The sequence below is a fragment of the Shimia sp. genome (genome assembly GCF_049116215.1).
Classification (GTDB): domain Bacteria; phylum Pseudomonadota; class Alphaproteobacteria; order Rhodobacterales; family Rhodobacteraceae; genus Shimia.
This window is the reverse complement of record NZ_JAGDZB010000006.1, coordinates 204672-219893: the sequence shown is the minus strand read 5'-3', so window position 1 is coordinate 219893 and position 15222 is coordinate 204672. Positions and strand designations below refer to the sequence as shown.

Genomic DNA, 15222 nt, shown 5'->3' with positions numbered 1-15222 from the left:
CCGGTGGGCGGGGCATTTTGAGGACTTTGCATGCCGCTCACAGGAATAGGCGTCGCAGGATGTGGCCGCATGGGAGGCCCCATGCTGGCGGCACTTCGCAAATCAGAGTTTGACGCCTTTGGCTACGATGTCCGACCAGCCTCAGACTTCGGCGCCTTCGCGCCGTTCATGCGCTCTCTGGATGACTTCCGAAAGGACCTCAAAGTCTTGATCACCGTTGTGCGTGACATTGCCCAAACCGATGACGTGCTGTTTGGGGCACAAAACCTGATCAACACCGCCCCCAATCTGCAATCCGTGATCATCTCCTCCACGCTGTCACCAAAATACGTCCGTGCTCTGCGTAATCGCGTGCCAAGCCACATCACCCTGATCGACGCGCCCATGTCCGGTGCCGCGATTGCGGCGAAAGAAACCCGCCTGTCCTTCATGCTGGGCGGCGACACTGAGGCTTTGCGCCAACATCAGCCGCTGTTTGACGCCATGGGCGCGCATTTCCACCCCATGGGCGCCTTTGGCGCGGGTATGCAGGCCAAGGTTCTCAACAACCTGCTCGCCGCCTCCAACACAGCAATGACCCGCCTTGTGCTCGACTGGGCGGACCAAGCGGGCATCGACGAAACCGCACTGCTGAACCTGATCCACACCTCGTCAGGCCAAAACTGGCTTGCCTCCGGCTTCAACACCATTGAGTTTTCCCGCGACGGTTGGAAAGAGGACAACACCATTGGTATTCTGACCAAAGACGTGGCCTCCGCGCTCGACGCTGCGCCAGAAAGCGCGGACACCTCTCTGCCAGAAACCGTGCGACAAGCAATTTTTGCGCTCAAACCGCGGCCCTGACACCCATCGCTTCATTTGACCGCCAATATCCCCGCCGGAGGCTCCCGTCCCTGCGAGGTTCCTTTCGCCGCAAAGGCGCACACCCGTTGCACTCACGCGTCAATTCCGGCAAGACACCCCTATGAGTATTCGAGCCCGCGCCCTCGCCGTCCATCTCCTCACCGCCACCGGTGCTGTCTTTGCCATGCTGGCCATGCTGGCCGCTGTGGAGGGCAAGTGGAGCCTGATGTTCCTATGGCTGGTTGTCGCTTTCTTTGTGGATGGCATCGACGGGCCTCTGGCGCGTCACTACCACGTGAAGAAAAACGCGCCGGAGTTTGACGGTGTGTTGCTTGATCTGATCATCGACTACCTAACCTACGTCTTCATCCCGGCTTATGCGCTGTTCAAATCCGGGCTGATGGATGGCTGGACCGGCTGGTTTGCGATCATCATCATCACCTTTGCCTCCGCGCTCTACTTCGCGGATACGCGCATGAAAACCAAAGACAATTCCTTCTCCGGCTTCCCCGGATGCTGGAACATGCTGGTGATTGTGATCTTTGCGGTGGAGCCAAATTTCTGGGTCAGCCTGGCCCTTGTGACAGTGCTGGCGGTGGCGATGTTCCTGCCAATCAAGTTTGTGCACCCCACCCGCACCGAACGCTGGCGTTTGGTGACCTTCCCATTGGCGCTGGCATGGACCTTTTTTGCCGGCTGGGCTGCCTGGGTCGATTTCCATCCGGAAAGCTGGGCCCATTGGGGTTTGGTTGCAACCTCGATCTACCTGACCGTTGCCGGGGCCGCGCAACAGCTCATCTACCGCGAGACACTCTGATTAGATCAGCAAGCCCCCGGCCCGCTCATGTTTGAGCAGCCACACCTTGGTTTCCACACCGCCTAATCCGGAAAATCCACCCAGCCCATTTGCGCCAAGCACTCGGTGGCAAGGAATGATCACCGGGATCGGATTACCGCCGCAGCCTTGGCCAATCGCCTGCGCTGGCACACCGAGGTCTTTGGACAGTTCGCCATAGGTACGTGTCTCACCTAATGGGATCGCCAACATAGCCTCACACACCCGCTGCTGAAATTCTGACGCCTCCACCTTCAGTGGCAGATCAAATCCCTGCGCGGGATCCTCAAAATACGCAACCAATTGCGCCGCCGCCGCGCGCAACAACGGCGTGTCATCCGCCCCGCCACTCTCCCATTCAGCGCGCACAATCGCGCCGTTTTTCTCGGTAAGGGTCATCGGGCCGGTCGGCGTGTCTACGGTCAGCTGTAACATGACGCCACACTGCCCAAGCAAAAGGCGCCCCGCAAGCGGGACGCCTCAAAATGCGCATCATTTGGAGCGCAATTTAGCTCAATGCGTCGTCACAACGGCCACACACACCGGCGTGGCTGTGCTGGCCAACATCTGGCAGGATTTTCCAGCAGCGCTGGCATTTCTCACCGTCCGCCATTTCAAACACCACACCCACGCCTTCGATTTCCGGCAAGCGGAAGGCTTCGGCGGGCATCGGGTCGTTGCTCACTTCGATTGTAGAGGTGATGCAGATATCGGCAAAGTTCACCGATTTCAGCGCCGCAACCACATCCGCATCGCGCACATGCACCACAGGTGCCGCTTCCAGCGACGCGCCAATCACCTTGTCGGTCCGCTGGATTTCCAACGCGGCGGTCACCACGCGGCGCACGTCGCGCACACCGGCCCATTTTGCCGCCAATGGCTCGTTGAGCCAATCCGCAGGCGTCTCTGGGAAATCAATCAGGTGCACAGAGCTGTCATCCCCCGGGAAGCGCTCCAGCCAGACCTCTTCCATTGTGAACACCATCACCGGTGCCAGCCAAGTGGTCAGGCGGTGGAACAGGATGTCGAGAACGGTGCGCGTGGCACGACGGTTCAGCGTGTCACCATCACAATAAAGCGCGTCTTTGCGCACATCGAAGTAGAACGCAGACAGCTCCACAGTGGCAAAGTTGAACACCGCGGAGACAACGCCCTGGAAGTTGAACTCCGCATAGCCTTTGCGCACCTGGTGATCGAGCTCCGCCAAACGGTGCAGCACCCAACGCTCCAGCTCCGGCATGTCCGCCACATCTACACGATCCGCCTCGGTGAACTCAGACAAGGAGCCCAGCATAAAGCGCATGGTATTACGCAGACGGCGATAGCTGTCCGCCACACCTTTCAGGATCTCCGGACCAATGCGCTGATCCGCGGTGTAGTCGGTTTGAGCCACCCACAGGCGCAGGATATCCGCACCGTACTGCTGCACAACTTTCTCAGGCACAATGGTGTTGCCCAAAGACTTGGACATCTTGTTGCCTTTGGCATCCAGTGTGAAACCATGGGTCACCACATTTCGGTATGGCGCGCGGCCCTTAGTGCCACAGGCCTGCAGCAGCGAGCTGTGGAACCAGCCACGGTGCTGGTCGGTGCCTTCCATGTAGACGTCGGCAATGCCGTCGGCCACGCCATCCTCACGGTCGCGCAGCACAAAGGCGTGGGTCGAGCCGGAGTCAAACCACACGTCGAGCACGTCAAACACCTGCTCCCACTCATCCGCGTTGTACTTGTCACCAAGGAAGCGCTCTTTTGCGCCGTCCAAGTACCAGCAATCCGCGCCTTCTTCCTCAAACGCCGCCTTCACCCGCGCGTTCACCTCTGGATCCCGCAGCAGGAAGCCTTCGTCGGTTGGCAGCAGGCCCTTTTTGACAAAACACGTCAGCGGCACGCCCCAGGCGCGCTGGCGAGACAGCACCCAATCCGGGCGGTCCTCGATCATCGAGAACAGACGGTTGCGGCCCTTTTGCGGGGTCCATTTCACCAGCTCATCGATGGAGCGCAGCGCACGTTCGCGAATGCTTTCACCCATCTCGCCCATACCGTCATCCAGCTTGCGATCCACGGAGGCAAACCACTGCGGTGTGTTGCGATAGATGATTGGCGCTTTGGAGCGCCAGCTGTGCGGATAGCTGTGCTTGATCTTGCCACGCGCCAGCAGACCACCAACCTCAACCAGTTTTTCGATGATCTTCTTGTTGGCGTCGCCTTCCTTGCCCTTGCGGTTCAGGATGTAGGTGCCACCAAAGAACGGCAGGTCGGCACGGAAGCCACCATCGTCCATGACGTTGTAGGTGATCATCTGCTCCAGCATGCCGAGGTCACGGTACAGCTCAAATTCCTCCATACCGTGGGACGGCGCACAGTGCACAAAGCCGGTGCCTTCGGTGTCGGTCACAAACGGCGCCGCGCGGAAGTCGCGAGGCTGATCCCATTCACCGTTGGAACCTTCTGCGCCATGCAGCGGGTGTTGCAGGCTCAAACCAGACAGTTCATCCGCAGGCACGTCGCGCACGCGGGTCCACATGCCATCATCCAGACGGGCGCGGGTCATCACGTCACCGGCCAAGTTGTCAGCCAGCAAGAAGCGATCGCCAACATTGGCCCAGCTTTCTTCCGGCGTGTCGGTCACTTCATACAGGCCATAGGCAATGTCTTGACCAAACACGACCGCCTTGTTGGATGGGATCGTCCAAGGCGTGGTGGTCCAGATGACAACTTGCGCATTTTTCAGGTCACTGTCTTCGTTGGCGACCTTGAACTTCACCCAGATCGTGAAGCTCTCTTTGTCGTGGTATTCGACCTCAGCCTCAGCCAGCGCGGTTTTCTCAACCGGCGACCACATCACAGGCTTGGAGCCCTGATACAGCGTGCCGTTCATCAGGAACTTCATGAACTCATCGGCAATCACAGCCTCGGCGTGATAGTCCATAGTGATGTAGGGATCCGGCCAGTTACCGGTGATGCCCAGACGTTTAAATTCCTCACGCTGGATATCGATCCAGCCCTCGGCAAACTTGCGGCATTCCTGACGGAACTCGACAACATCGACTGCGTCTTTGTCTTTGCCTTTTTTGCGGTACTGCTCTTCAATCTTCCACTCGATCGGAAGCCCGTGGCAATCCCAGCCCGGCACATAACGTGCATCGCGGCCCATCATCTGATGGGAGCGCACGATCATGTCTTTGATGGTTTTGTTCAGCGCGTGGCCGATGTGCAGGTGGCCGTTGGCATAGGGCGGGCCGTCATGCAGGATAAACGGCTCGCGGCCCTCTTTCTCGCGCAGACGGTCATAGACGCCCATCTTCTCCCAACGCTCCAGCCACGCAGGCTCACGCTTGGGCAGCCCCGCGCGCATCGGGAAATCGGTTTTCGGAAGGTTCAGCGTATCTTTGTATTCGGGTGTATCGGCACACATGTGTCCGGTCCTTTTCAGGCGTCGTATCTGGAATGGTCAAGGGGCGGCGCGGTCTTCCATACGCCTTGTCCCGGCGGCTCGATCACTTAGAGCGCCGGGCTGATAATTCGAATAATAATTGCGAATATCTGCGTCATGGCCGCCTTATAGGCCGCTGGACCTGTGGGGTAAAGCCATAGTCGCCTCAGCCGGCAACGCAAAGGAGGGCACGCACCGCGCACCCTCTTGATGTCTTAACATGGCTGGCTGGACCTGGCGACGGTGCTGGCAATTCTGCTGGCTGCGTGGCTGGACCTGGCGCGCTCAAACCAATTACGCGGCTTGACCTTCAAAGCTGCCGCACCAGTCTGTGGTTTTCACAAGTGGCCAATGGGCCGCGCCTGCCTTTTCCTCTTCGGTGAGGAAGGTTGGCGCATTGAAACGGCACAGTCCGCCGGTTTCATTTGCAGCGGTTTCTTTCACAGCTTCATTGTCAAAAAACGCGCATACGTTGCAAGCTTTGTCAGTCATGGCTCTCTCCATTTTGGATAAAGGATCTGGCTGCGTGGCTGGCGTCTGGCTGGCTGCGTCGCTGATCTTGCGGCTTCCGGAAACCTTGTGTCCCGGTATCTTGTTGATGCCTAATACTTAAGAATCTCCACTTCACTTTTCAAGTATTTTTTTGTTTAATTTCAGCTACTTGACTGAATTACTCAGCCTTCAAATCCGAGCATTTTACTTCTGCAAAAACTGACAGAAACACTCACCTGCGACCGCGTGGCAGTTGCAACTCCGCTGACCGAATTTTACCTAAGAAAAAAAGGAGCTTTGCCCATGGCCACCTTGCCTCCCAAATTTGATGTGACCCGCGACGACATCACTCGCGTTGTGGCTGCATTCTACGCCCTTGTGCGTCAACACCCTGGATTGGGGCCCGTTTTTGCGGTGCATGTCGACGACTGGCCAAAACATGAAGCGAAAATTGTCGACTTCTGGGCCAATGCGATTCTGCATGAGCGCTCCTATGATGCGAATCCCCTCAAGGTGCATCGCGACGCGGGCAATGTGCGCCCTGGCATGTTTGAGAGCTGGCTGGCGCTGTTTGACCTCACCCTACGCGAAGAGCTGCGTGAGGATCAGGCCGCGGCCTGGTCCGCGCTGGCCCATCGCATTGGCCGCAGCCTGCGCGCCGGTGTGGTTGAAAAGATGAAAGGCCCCGGCGGCGTGCCGATCCTGCGCTAATCGCGCTTAGCTCTCTTTGGAAAACAACCCAGTCAACGCACGCTTCACCAGCCCGGCAACGCTTGGGCGTCGCCCCGCGCCAAACGGCAGGGGCCGGCAGACTTCCATCGCAGCCACGCCCACCCGCGCCGTCAAGGCGCCATTGACCAGCCCCTCCCCAAACCGACGGCTCAGCTTTGCCAAAGCCCCGCCACCCGCGATGGTCCCAATCAGATCATCCCCCGCCGCCACCGCTCCGGTGGCCACCAGATGGGTCATCACCGCCCGGAACAAGCGCCAGCTGCCCAATGTGCCTGAGCGCCCACCATAAATCTCCGCAATCCGTCGGATCATGCGAATGTTGGATGTGAGCGCCGCCACAACATCCGCCAATGCCAATGGCACCAACGCCGTCACTGCTGCCACCTGTCGCGCCGCCGCCTCGACCTCGCGCTGCGCCGCCTGATCCAAAGGCAACATCAGCTCGCTCTCCGCAAGCGTCATCAGGGCATCTGCATCCAACACGTCATTGCGTTGCTTGGCCAGGCTGTCCCGCCCCCAGGCGAGATCTTCGCGACCCCGATAGAACCGCAACAGCTCGTCAACAATGTCCCGCGCCTGCCCCATCTCGTGGCTCTGCGCCGCCGTATCCGCGCGGGCTTTTAAGCCGTCCACGCGCTTTAGCCGCGCCAGACCAGCCAATTCCTTTAGAATGATCAGCAACGCGAGCAAAAGCGCCATCCCGCCAATCGCGGTCACGGCCCAACCAAGGTACTGATTGCGCGCCACCATACCTGTGGCGAAGTCCCAGGCCGCCATGGACACTGCCGCGCTCAAGAACATGCCCACCAGCGCCCAGAACCACCGCGTCAACCGGCTTGGCTTGCGTGCTGCCAACTGTGCCGCCACCTGCATTGCCTGCCCACTGGGCGCTGGCGCATGCAGGTCCGGCACAGGTGTGGCCTCCGCCACCTCTGGTGTCGCCTGGTCCTCAAGCTCAATTAAAACCGGCCCGTTGGTCATTGGCTCATCTCCTGCGCTCTGCGCCACACAAGCCGGACATCCGGCAGCTTCTCATCGTTGCCCGCACCATCAGTAAATTCTTCAGCCACAAAGCCATGACGCTCATAAAACCGGCGCGCGCGCTCGTTACTTTGAAAACACCAAAGCTGAAGCGCATCACATCCCGCCTTGGCCTGCGCCAACAATGTCGCGCCCATTCCACGACCCCGCGCCTCGGGCGCCAAATACAAGGCTGTGACCCAATCCTTGTCACGCACCAGAAAACCGGACACGCGCCCCGCCTTCTCAGCCACCCAACACTCCGCTGCCTTGGTGAGGTGGCCACAGAACGCCTCAGTGTCAGCCAATGTATGCAGCACAGGCATCCAGGGCGTGTCTACGATCCAGCCATGCAGGATTGCCGCCATGGCTTTGGCATCCCCCTGTTCAGCTTTGCGCGCCACACCGCTCACAAAATATCCCCAATCAAAAACTGCGCCGCGCGATCCATGCGGATATGCGGCGGGCCGTCGCCGGGCCGCAACGTGTTGGCGGCGGGCGCAAACTTCATCACCTGATAATCCTGCTCAAGCCAACGTTCAGCGCCGTCTTTGGCCGGGTTGAGCAACGCGCTGGCATCCTGCGGCAAGGCGCCGGGATAAAACGCCGCCTGCCGGCCATCTTCCAACAAGCGCCCACGCACACAGTCGAGCTTGCGCCCTTCATGTGTCACCGCTTCTTCCACCGTTGCCCGCAACGACGCCAAGGACAGCGCCTCCGTGCTGGCTCCAGCAAACTGCGCCCGATCCGCCGCCTCGCGGGTCAGCGCCTGCATGATGTTGGTCAGCTGCGGGTGTTGGCTGTGATGCAAGTGATCCGCCTTGGTCGCAGCAAACAGGATTTTCTCCACCCGTTTGCCCATCAACAACCGTTTCAGAAACGCGTTCCGTCCAGGTCGGAACGCCGCCAGCGTATCCGCCAGACCGCCGCGCATATCCTCAACTGCGCGTGGTCCTGCATGGATCGCGCCCAAGACATCGACCAACACAACTTGCCGGTCGATCCGCGCAAAATGATCTCGAAAAAACGGTTTTACAACCTGCGCCTTATAAGCCTCAAACCGCTTCTCGAACGTGCGCCACATCGAGCGCCGCGCTGCCTTTTCAATCTTTGACAGCGGCGCAAAGGTCAGGACCGGCGAGCCCGCCAAATCTCCGGGCAGCAAAAACCGCCCTGGTGTGCAATCCGAAAACCCAGCGCCGCGCGCCGCGTGCAGATACTCGGTAAACGCCGCCGCCAAGGCCTGCGCCTTCGGCTCATCCAAATCAGCGCCGCCGTCCATCGCCGACACCAGGCCAAGATACTCCGCCGCCTCGTCGCGCCCTGCGATGCGCTCCAAGACCTCAGCACTCCACTGTGCAAAGCTCTTGTCCATCAGGCCAAGGTCCAGCAGCCACTCGCCCGGATAATCGACAATATCCAGATGCACCGTCCGCGCGCCCTGAAAACCCGACAACAGCCCGTTTGGCCGCACCCGCAACGACACCCGCAACTCGCTTATCGCCCGCGTGCTCTCTGGCCAACGCGGCACAGACCCCGTCATCGCCGCCAAATGGGTCTCAAAATCAAAGCGCGGCACAAGATCATCCGGCTGCGGCTGCAAAAACGCCGCCTCAATGCGCCCTTCGGCATTGGCCACCAGCTGCGGCATACGCCCGCGGTCGAGCAAATTCGCCACCAGCGAGGTGATAAACACCGTCTTGCCCGACCGCGCCAATCCGGTGACGCCCAACCGGACAACCGGCTCAAACACGCCCGTAACAGCATCAGAGGCTGCTTCAATCTGACGGGCGACGCCGTCCGCAAGTGAGGAAATGACCAAGCTTTTGGACCCTTTACATGGTTCGCACCCAACCTAAGCGCGGCCTAAGGTCATTTCCAGTGGGCAGAAAGGCTTCAATTTCCCCGCCCAATGGGCTATCGCACGCGCCATGCCCAGATACGCCTTGCAAGTTGAATACCACGGAGCCCCTTTTGCCGGTTGGCAAAGGCAGACAGACCAGCCTTCTGTGCAAGGCGCCATAGAGGCTGCCTTGGCCAAGCTGGAGCCGCGCGAACACACCATCGCCGCCGCTGGCCGCACCGATGCGGGCGTACATGGGCTCGCCCAAGTGGCCCATTGCGACATGGAAAAAGACTGGAATCCCTTCCGCCTATCCGAGGCGCTGAACTTCCAGCTCAAACCGGCCCCGGTGGCAATCACCAACTGCGCCAAAGTGGCAGATGACTGGCACGCGCGGTTTTCTGCAACCGAACGCCGCTACCTGTTCCGTATCCTAATGCGCCGCGCCCCAGCGACCCACCAAGCGGGGTTGGTCTGGCAGGTCAAACATGATCTGGACCCCGAGGCCATGCAGGCCGGGGCGGCTCGTCTGATTGGCAACCACGACTTCACCACCTTCCGCAGCTCGATCTGTCAGGCCGCCAGCCCGCAGAAAACACTCGACGCGTTACGCATCGAACAGGTCGACACCATAGGTGGGCCGGAAATCCACTTCCACGTCCGCGCCCGCTCATTTCTGCACAACCAAGTGCGCAGCTTTGTAGGCACCTTGGAACGGGTGGGCGCCGGGGCCTGGACACCCGACGACGTCACCGCTGCGCTGGAAGCCAAAGACCGCGCTGCCTGCGGCCCGGTCTGCCCACCGCAAGGGCTGTATCTGGCGGGCGTCACCTACCCGGACGCGCCGTTTTAAGCGGTTGCCGGGCTGGCCTCTTGTAGACGCAATCCCATCAAAAGCGCAGCACCAAACACCACGTCGATACCGGCAAACACCAACAACAGCGGCTGTCCGGTTTGGGCAAACGCCCACAGCAGCGTGGCCGCCACCAAAAGGCGCAAGCCGCCTTCGAACACCCCAATCTCACGTGAGACATTGCGCCAGCGCCACACCGTCCACCCGGTGCCAATCACGCCCAACAGCTGCACCATCATCAACTGGATCGGGTCAAACACCGGCCAGACATCCCCGCCCAGCAGCGCATTGACCTGCCCCATGGTCGCCAAATGCTGCACATTCACAAACGGCAGCGCAAACGGCAACAGCGCCAGAATATCATAGCCGCACACGGCTTTTTGCAGGGTCACATATCGGCTGGGTGTCATGTCTCTTTATCCTGTCATTCGCCTGCCTAGGCATCACCTTCCGGTGGCCAGCATCCGCAGGCTTCTGTATTGAACTCACACCCGCCACTAGCCCGCAGCTAAACTCAAAAGAACGACACGCCCCCGACGCGTTGACCGTTATCCAACACCAAGAGCCAACCGTGTCCGAAAAATCGCCAGATCGCCGCATCGCCCGCACCCAGACCGCCCTGTGGACCGCGCTGCAAGGCCTGCTGCAAACACACAGCTGGGATGACATCACCATCAAGATGATCTGCGCGCGCGGCGACGTGGCCCGTTCATCGTTTTACGCGCATTTTGACACCAAGCTCGACCTGCTCGACCTTGGTTTCTCGACGGTGCTCGCTGACCTGCTTCCACTGGCAGAGACCAACACCACCGCGTCGGGCACATTTGTCACCACAAACTGGATGGTGGACCACATCCTGGAAAACCCCGGATTTTTTATGCGTGTGTCGCGCTGCCAGTCTGACGTCGTGCTGTTTTCCCGCTTCACCAAAGCCCTCGAAGGCCTGTTGGCCCACGAACTCAGTGCCATCGGCAAGGCTGCCCCGGCCACAACCGTGACCTTCTGCATCGGCGGTGCCTTCGCGGTTATCCGAGACCATATCGAAACCCGTGCAGCCACAGCACCTGCCACCCTCAAAGCCCGTCTCGCGGATCAGGTCAGCAAGGCGTTGCCTTAACCCGCTTTCTCATTCCCCAAATATCCCGGGGGAGCGCTTGCCATCGCAAGCGCGGGGGCTGACCCCCTCTTCCTTCCGCCGATCAGCAAAACAAGGCCGACGCCCAACCTGCCCCAGGGGAAACTCTTGACCTTTTGGCGCAAATAACGCCTAGCTGCGCCCCACCAGAACTTAGTGAGGCCCAGTATGTTTCAGCCTGCCATCACCGGCACCGGTGTTTTCACCCCAGAGCAGATCATCACCAATGACGAGCTTGTGGAGGCCTTCAACGCCTACGCCGACAAGATGAACGCCCAGAACGCCAAGGCGATTGCCGCGGGCGAGATGGAGCCGCTGCAACATTCCTCCAGCGAGTTCATTTTCAAAGCCTCCGGCATCGAGCAACGCCATGTGCTGGACAAGGAAGGCGTGCTGAACCCCGACGTAATGCACCCGCTGCTGCGCCAACGCAGCGACGATGAACCGGGCGTGATGACCGAAATGGCGCTGGATGCCTGCACCAAGGCTTTGGCGCAGGCCGGTGCGGACGCATCCGAGATCGATCTGGTGATCTGTGCCGCCTCCAATATGGAACGCGCCTACCCAGCTGTGGCGATTGAAATTCAAAAAGAACTGGGCGCCGGAGGCTTCGCTTTTGACATGAACGTCGCCTGTTCCTCTGCCACCTTTGGCCTGCAAGCTGCGGCCGACATGATCCGCTCCGGCTCTGTGCGCAAAGCCATCGTGGTGAACCCGGAAATTTGCTCTGGCCACCTGGAATGGCGCGACCGTGACTGCCACTTCATCTTTGGCGACGTCTGCACCGCTACGGTGATCGAACGCGACGAAGACGCCACAGGTGCCTATTTCGAAATCATCTCAACCCGCTGCGCCACGCAATTCTCCAACAACATCCGCAACAACAATGGCTTCCTGCGCCGCTCCCGTCCGGACGGTGTCGAGGATCGTCGCGACATGCAGTTTATGCAAAACGGCCGCAAGGTTTTCAAAGAGGTGGTGCCGATGGTCGCCGCCCATATGCTGGCGCATATCGAGGCCGAGGGCATGGCACCAGACGCCCTGCGCCGCCTCTGGCTGCATCAGGCCAACAAATCGATGAACGACTTCATCGGCAAAAAGGTTTTGGGTCGCACGCCGGAGACAGACGAACAGCCCAATATCCTGCAAGACTACGCCAACACCTCCTCCGCAGGCTCGATCATCGCTTTCTCGAAATATTCAGATGACTTACAGCCCGGAGACCACGGCGTGATCTGCTCTTTTGGCGCCGGATACTCGGTGGGATCAGTGCTTGTGAAGCGTCATTAACATACCAACGATTCGCAAGCCTTGGTATACCACGGTATTCAGCCTGTTGTTTTTGACAGGGAAAAACGCAAAACCTATCACAATTGGCAGGTGTGGTAACAATGGTTGCTCAATCGTGAACAAGAGACAGTAAGACCAATTTGCGCTAGCATAGACCTTGGAGGGAGCCGTTGTCTCGTCGTGATGCTTCCCCAGGCATTCTGAGACAATGGGTTCGTGAGGTGATTGTCTGCTGATCCCCTTCCACTCTGCGCTGTCCCGTGCGGAGGTTTACATGCACACCCGTGCACATTTTTCCTATAGGTCTTTTTATGACGAAGGGTGGTCCGAGGATTTGGGCCACCCTATTTCGTTGACGGACGCGGCCTAACGGTGCCAATACCGCGCCTTTGTGGTCGTCGGCACCCCCATCTCCACAAGAATGCTGCCATCGTCATCACTCATCCGGTGCAGCGGGTCTTCCACCAGTCCCGCGCTCATCGCCAGCGCTGCAAGATCCGCCCGATTGGACAGGCCGGTCTTGCTCAGGATGTTGTTCATACGTTGACGCACCGCAGACACAGACACCCCTAAACGCTCGGCAATCACCTTGTCTTGCAAGCCCCCTCCAATCATCTCCAACAGCTCGCGCTGTTTGTCGGAAATCTTGTTCCGCTCGGTAAATTCCGCCGCAAAATGCCCCAGATAGGTCTGATGCCCCATCATCGCCACCGCCTGCAAAACCCAGCCATGTGTCTGAATGATATGCTTCATCTCGCGCTTGCTGTGATCGCCGCAAAAGGTGATCAGCGCCGCCTGGGGCGGCGCGTGTGAGCGCAACGGAATGGAAAACCCCGCCCGCATCCCGCGCTGCGCCGCCTCTTCCAGCACCTCATGGCGGGCTTGGGGCATGTGGTGGTATTCATCCAGAAACTCCACCCCCACCGCAATTGGTGTCAGGTGATGCAACGCGTGCATTCGGAAGTAGCTCCACTTGGCCACATCCGGATCTTTGTTGAAGGTGTTAAGCCAGGTGCTGTCATACGACGTGCGAATAAAAAGCGTCTTCTTCCAGTCCTCGAAATTGCTCGCGCTGATAAAGTCGATGAAGGGCAGATTCAACGTCCGCCCGACCTCGACAATCAGCGCCCAAACCTCCGCCGAGCTTTGCGTGGTTTCCAGATCCACCAGAAACCCTTGCAATAAATCCGGAATGTGGCGCTCCGCCTGCAACAGCGGACGACGCCCGGCGGGGTCGCGCATGGCTTAGACGGATTCCTCTTCCAAATGCAGCTTCATATCCACCAACACCTGCTGCAAAGCCACGGTCTCCCGCAGAAGCCGTTTGGCTTCGGTCATGGTGATGATCCCGTCTTCGATGGATTGGTTGTATTCTGCCATCAACATGGCAAACCGCTGGCTCAGCGCGATCACATCAGAGTTGACTCCACCTTTGTCGTCGGAATTACGCCGCCCTTGTTCATGGTTCAGCGAATTGCCCTTCAACTCAGCCAATGCTGACGTGACATGCGGATATGACGCGGCCTCTTCCAACGCCGCCACGGCATCAATGGGCATAAACCGATCCGCGTGCTCGTCGTGCGAAGAATAATACCGCCCCAATGTGGCTTTTGATTTCCCGGTCAACTCACAGGCGGCTTCGATTCCAACGTCCTTTACCAAAGCCTCGGAGTGTTTCTTTAGATAGCTGTGCACCACGCTCATGTGCTTTATTCCCAAACCGTACATTCAGTGACCTCCCCCTCAAAATGCGCGGTCTGACGCCCGAGGGGGAAAGCAGTCTTTCTTTTCCCATATATCGCTTAACCTGAATTTGGCATTTGAGAAAGACCGGATGCATTACATCCGACTGTGAGTGAATCGGGTACTTATCCGAACGTATTAGTTTCCGGCTGTTGAGCCGGACCCTGGAAAGCGGTCTGTGGTCTGTCACCCACGTACCGTTGGCCCCTCGGCCACGCGACCCGGCCTCATCATCCCCATGGCAATGCCACGATGCGACGGGTCGCGTTTCACATCTAAGCGCCCCGCGCCGCGGCACCAATACGACGTTTCAAATTTTCCGCATCAATCCGCGCAACGCGTTCTTGATCCCCGCGCCCTTTGCGGCCTATCACGCCGCCATGGCCAAGCTCTACTTCAACTACTCCACCATGAACGCCGGCAAATCCACCGTGCTTTTGCAGGCATCCCACAACTATCGCGAACGCGGCATGCAAACCTACCTGCTCACCGCACAGCTCGATCACCGCGCCGGAGAAGGCCGCATTGCCTCCCGCATCGGCATTTCTGACAAAGCAGATACCTTTGACAAAGTCACAGATCTGTTCGCGACCATTCAAACGCGCCTGAACGCAGGGCCGCTTGCCTGTATCTTTATCGATGAGGCACAGTTCCTAAGCGAGGATCAAGTCTGGCAATTGGCGCGCGCCGTTGACGATCTAAACGTTCCAGTGATGTGTTACGGGCTGCGAGTCGATTTCCAAGGCAAACTCTTCCCTGGATCCGCTGCGCTTCTGGCCCTGGCCGATGAAATGCGCGAAGTGCGCACCATATGCCATTGCGGCAAAAAGGCCACCATGGTGGTGCGCCAAGATGAGCACGGCAATGTGCTCCACGACGGCGCGCAGGTGCAGATTGGCGGCAACGAAAGCTATGTCTCGCTCTGCCGTCGCCATTGGCGCAAAGCCATGGGCGGCAGCGCCGAAGACTAAGGGTGTATGGGGGCGCTGCCCCCGTCCCGCCG

Annotated in this window: 16 protein-coding genes; 7 read left to right on the top strand and 9 right to left on the bottom strand. The window is 59.1% G+C overall.

Features of this window, described 5'->3' with window-relative positions:
- The first annotated feature begins 30 nt into the window (after window positions 1–30).
- Both JXR15_RS17655 and JXR15_RS17650 read left to right on the top strand, forming a co-directional pair.
- The gene (locus tag JXR15_RS17655; protein ID WP_422054513.1) at window positions 31–843 is read left to right on the top strand and encodes an NAD(P)-dependent oxidoreductase; all 813 of its coding nucleotides are present in this window, start codon (window positions 31–33) and stop codon (window positions 841–843) included.
- A 121-nt stretch (window positions 844–964) separates the two neighbouring features.
- Entirely contained in the window at window positions 965–1660 is a 696-nt protein-coding gene (locus tag JXR15_RS17650; protein ID WP_422054512.1) for a CDP-alcohol phosphatidyltransferase family protein, read from the top strand.
- Here JXR15_RS17650 and JXR15_RS17645 read toward each other — a convergent pair whose 3' ends face one another.
- From JXR15_RS17645 to JXR15_RS17635, 3 genes are all read right to left on the bottom strand, one after another.
- Entirely contained in the window at window positions 1661–2113 is a 453-nt protein-coding gene (locus JXR15_RS17645) for a methylated-DNA--[protein]-cysteine S-methyltransferase (protein ID WP_422054511.1), read from the bottom strand.
- Between the two features lie 73 nt (window positions 2114–2186).
- Complete coding sequence (ileS, locus tag JXR15_RS17640) at window positions 2187–5093, bottom strand: isoleucine--tRNA ligase (protein WP_422054510.1); 2907 nt, start codon at window positions 5091–5093, stop codon at window positions 2187–2189.
- A 312-nt stretch (window positions 5094–5405) separates the two neighbouring features.
- Window positions 5406–5603 (bottom strand): hypothetical protein, encoded by a 198-nt coding sequence (locus JXR15_RS17635; protein ID WP_422054509.1) that lies wholly within the window; start codon window positions 5601–5603, stop codon window positions 5406–5408.
- Between the two features lie 303 nt (window positions 5604–5906).
- Here JXR15_RS17635 and JXR15_RS17630 point away from each other — a divergent pair, with 303 nt between their 5' ends.
- The gene (locus tag JXR15_RS17630) at window positions 5907–6314 is read left to right on the top strand and encodes a group III truncated hemoglobin (RefSeq protein WP_422054508.1); all 408 of its coding nucleotides are present in this window, start codon (window positions 5907–5909) and stop codon (window positions 6312–6314) included.
- A gap of 6 nt (window positions 6315–6320) precedes the next feature.
- On the opposite strand, the gene JXR15_RS17625 is transcribed toward JXR15_RS17630, so the two are convergent.
- The 3 genes from JXR15_RS17625 to JXR15_RS17615 are packed head-to-tail and all read right to left on the bottom strand — an operon-like array spanning window position 6321 to window position 9177.
- Window positions 6321–7316 (bottom strand): YcjF family protein, encoded by a 996-nt coding sequence (locus JXR15_RS17625; RefSeq protein WP_422054507.1) that lies wholly within the window; start codon window positions 7314–7316, stop codon window positions 6321–6323.
- Window positions 7313–7768 carry a GNAT family N-acetyltransferase gene (locus JXR15_RS17620; protein ID WP_422054506.1) on the bottom strand — a complete coding sequence of 152 codons (456 nt, stop codon included), beginning with the start codon at window positions 7766–7768 and terminating at the stop codon, window positions 7313–7315. The genes JXR15_RS17625 and JXR15_RS17620 overlap by 4 nt, the downstream gene beginning before the upstream one ends.
- Window positions 7765–9177, bottom strand: a complete 1413-nt coding sequence (locus JXR15_RS17615) for a YcjX family protein (RefSeq protein ID WP_422054505.1) — start codon at window positions 9175–9177, stop codon at window positions 7765–7767. Before JXR15_RS17615 ends, JXR15_RS17620 begins: the two co-directional genes overlap by 4 nt.
- Window positions 9178–9286: 109 nt before the next feature.
- Between JXR15_RS17615 and truA the strand changes: the two genes are divergently transcribed.
- Complete coding sequence (gene truA, locus JXR15_RS17610) at window positions 9287–10051, top strand: tRNA pseudouridine(38-40) synthase TruA (protein ID WP_422054504.1); 765 nt, start codon at window positions 9287–9289, stop codon at window positions 10049–10051.
- Here the strand turns inward: truA and JXR15_RS17605 are convergent.
- Window positions 10048–10461, bottom strand: coding sequence for a hypothetical protein (locus JXR15_RS17605; RefSeq protein ID WP_422054503.1), 414 nt, complete (start codon window positions 10459–10461; stop codon window positions 10048–10050). The genes truA and JXR15_RS17605 overlap by 4 nt on opposite strands.
- A gap of 161 nt (window positions 10462–10622) precedes the next feature.
- On the opposite strand from JXR15_RS17605, the gene JXR15_RS17600 reads away from it, so the two are divergent.
- Together JXR15_RS17600 and JXR15_RS17595 are read left to right on the top strand one after the other, a co-directional pair.
- Entirely contained in the window at window positions 10623–11168 is a 546-nt protein-coding gene (locus JXR15_RS17600) for a TetR/AcrR family transcriptional regulator (protein WP_422054502.1), read from the top strand.
- Between the two features lie 186 nt (window positions 11169–11354).
- Window positions 11355–12476 (top strand): beta-ketoacyl-ACP synthase III, encoded by a 1122-nt coding sequence (locus JXR15_RS17595; protein WP_422054501.1) that lies wholly within the window; start codon window positions 11355–11357, stop codon window positions 12474–12476.
- A gap of 366 nt (window positions 12477–12842) precedes the next feature.
- Here JXR15_RS17595 and JXR15_RS17590 read toward each other — a convergent pair whose 3' ends face one another.
- Both JXR15_RS17590 and JXR15_RS17585 read right to left on the bottom strand, forming a co-directional pair.
- Window positions 12843–13718 carry a helix-turn-helix transcriptional regulator gene (locus JXR15_RS17590; protein ID WP_422054500.1) on the bottom strand — a complete coding sequence of 292 codons (876 nt, stop codon included), beginning with the start codon at window positions 13716–13718 and terminating at the stop codon, window positions 12843–12845.
- Between the two features lie 3 nt (window positions 13719–13721).
- On the bottom strand, window positions 13722–14180 hold the full coding sequence (locus tag JXR15_RS17585; protein WP_299425238.1) for a hypothetical protein: 459 nt from the start codon (window positions 14178–14180) through the stop codon (window positions 13722–13724).
- Between the two features lie 419 nt (window positions 14181–14599).
- Here JXR15_RS17585 and JXR15_RS17580 point away from each other — a divergent pair, with 419 nt between their 5' ends.
- Window positions 14600–15190, top strand: coding sequence for a thymidine kinase (locus JXR15_RS17580; protein ID WP_422054724.1), 591 nt, complete (start codon window positions 14600–14602; stop codon window positions 15188–15190).
- The last annotated feature ends 32 nt before the right edge of the window (window positions 15191–15222 follow it).

Excerpts from the sequence above, each read along its gene's own strand:
- JXR15_RS17580 (WP_422054724.1), top strand. The coding sequence starts at position 14,600 with ATGGCCAAGCTCTACTTCAACTACTCCACCATGAACGCCGGCAAATCC.
- ileS (WP_422054510.1), bottom strand. The coding sequence starts at position 5,093 with ATGTGTGCCGATACACCCGAATACAAAGATACGCTGAACCTTCCGAAA.
- JXR15_RS17645 (WP_422054511.1), bottom strand. The coding sequence starts at position 2,113 with ATGTTACAGCTGACCGTAGACACGCCGACCGGCCCGATGACCCTTACC.
- JXR15_RS17625 (WP_422054507.1), bottom strand. The coding sequence starts at position 7,316 with ATGACCAACGGGCCGGTTTTAATTGAGCTTGAGGACCAGGCGACACCA.
- JXR15_RS17655 (WP_422054513.1), top strand. The coding sequence starts at position 31 with ATGCCGCTCACAGGAATAGGCGTCGCAGGATGTGGCCGCATGGGAGGC.
- JXR15_RS17635 (WP_422054509.1), bottom strand. The coding sequence starts at position 5,603 with ATGACTGACAAAGCTTGCAACGTATGCGCGTTTTTTGACAATGAAGCT.
- JXR15_RS17630 (WP_422054508.1), top strand. The coding sequence starts at position 5,907 with ATGGCCACCTTGCCTCCCAAATTTGATGTGACCCGCGACGACATCACT.
- truA (WP_422054504.1), top strand. The coding sequence starts at position 9,287 with ATGCCCAGATACGCCTTGCAAGTTGAATACCACGGAGCCCCTTTTGCC.
- JXR15_RS17595 (WP_422054501.1), top strand. The coding sequence starts at position 11,355 with ATGTTTCAGCCTGCCATCACCGGCACCGGTGTTTTCACCCCAGAGCAG.
- JXR15_RS17585 (WP_299425238.1), bottom strand. The coding sequence starts at position 14,180 with ATGAGCGTGGTGCACAGCTATCTAAAGAAACACTCCGAGGCTTTGGTA.
- JXR15_RS17590 (WP_422054500.1), bottom strand. The coding sequence starts at position 13,718 with ATGCGCGACCCCGCCGGGCGTCGTCCGCTGTTGCAGGCGGAGCGCCAC.
- JXR15_RS17650 (WP_422054512.1), top strand. The coding sequence starts at position 965 with ATGAGTATTCGAGCCCGCGCCCTCGCCGTCCATCTCCTCACCGCCACC.
- JXR15_RS17605 (WP_422054503.1), bottom strand. The coding sequence starts at position 10,461 with ATGACACCCAGCCGATATGTGACCCTGCAAAAAGCCGTGTGCGGCTAT.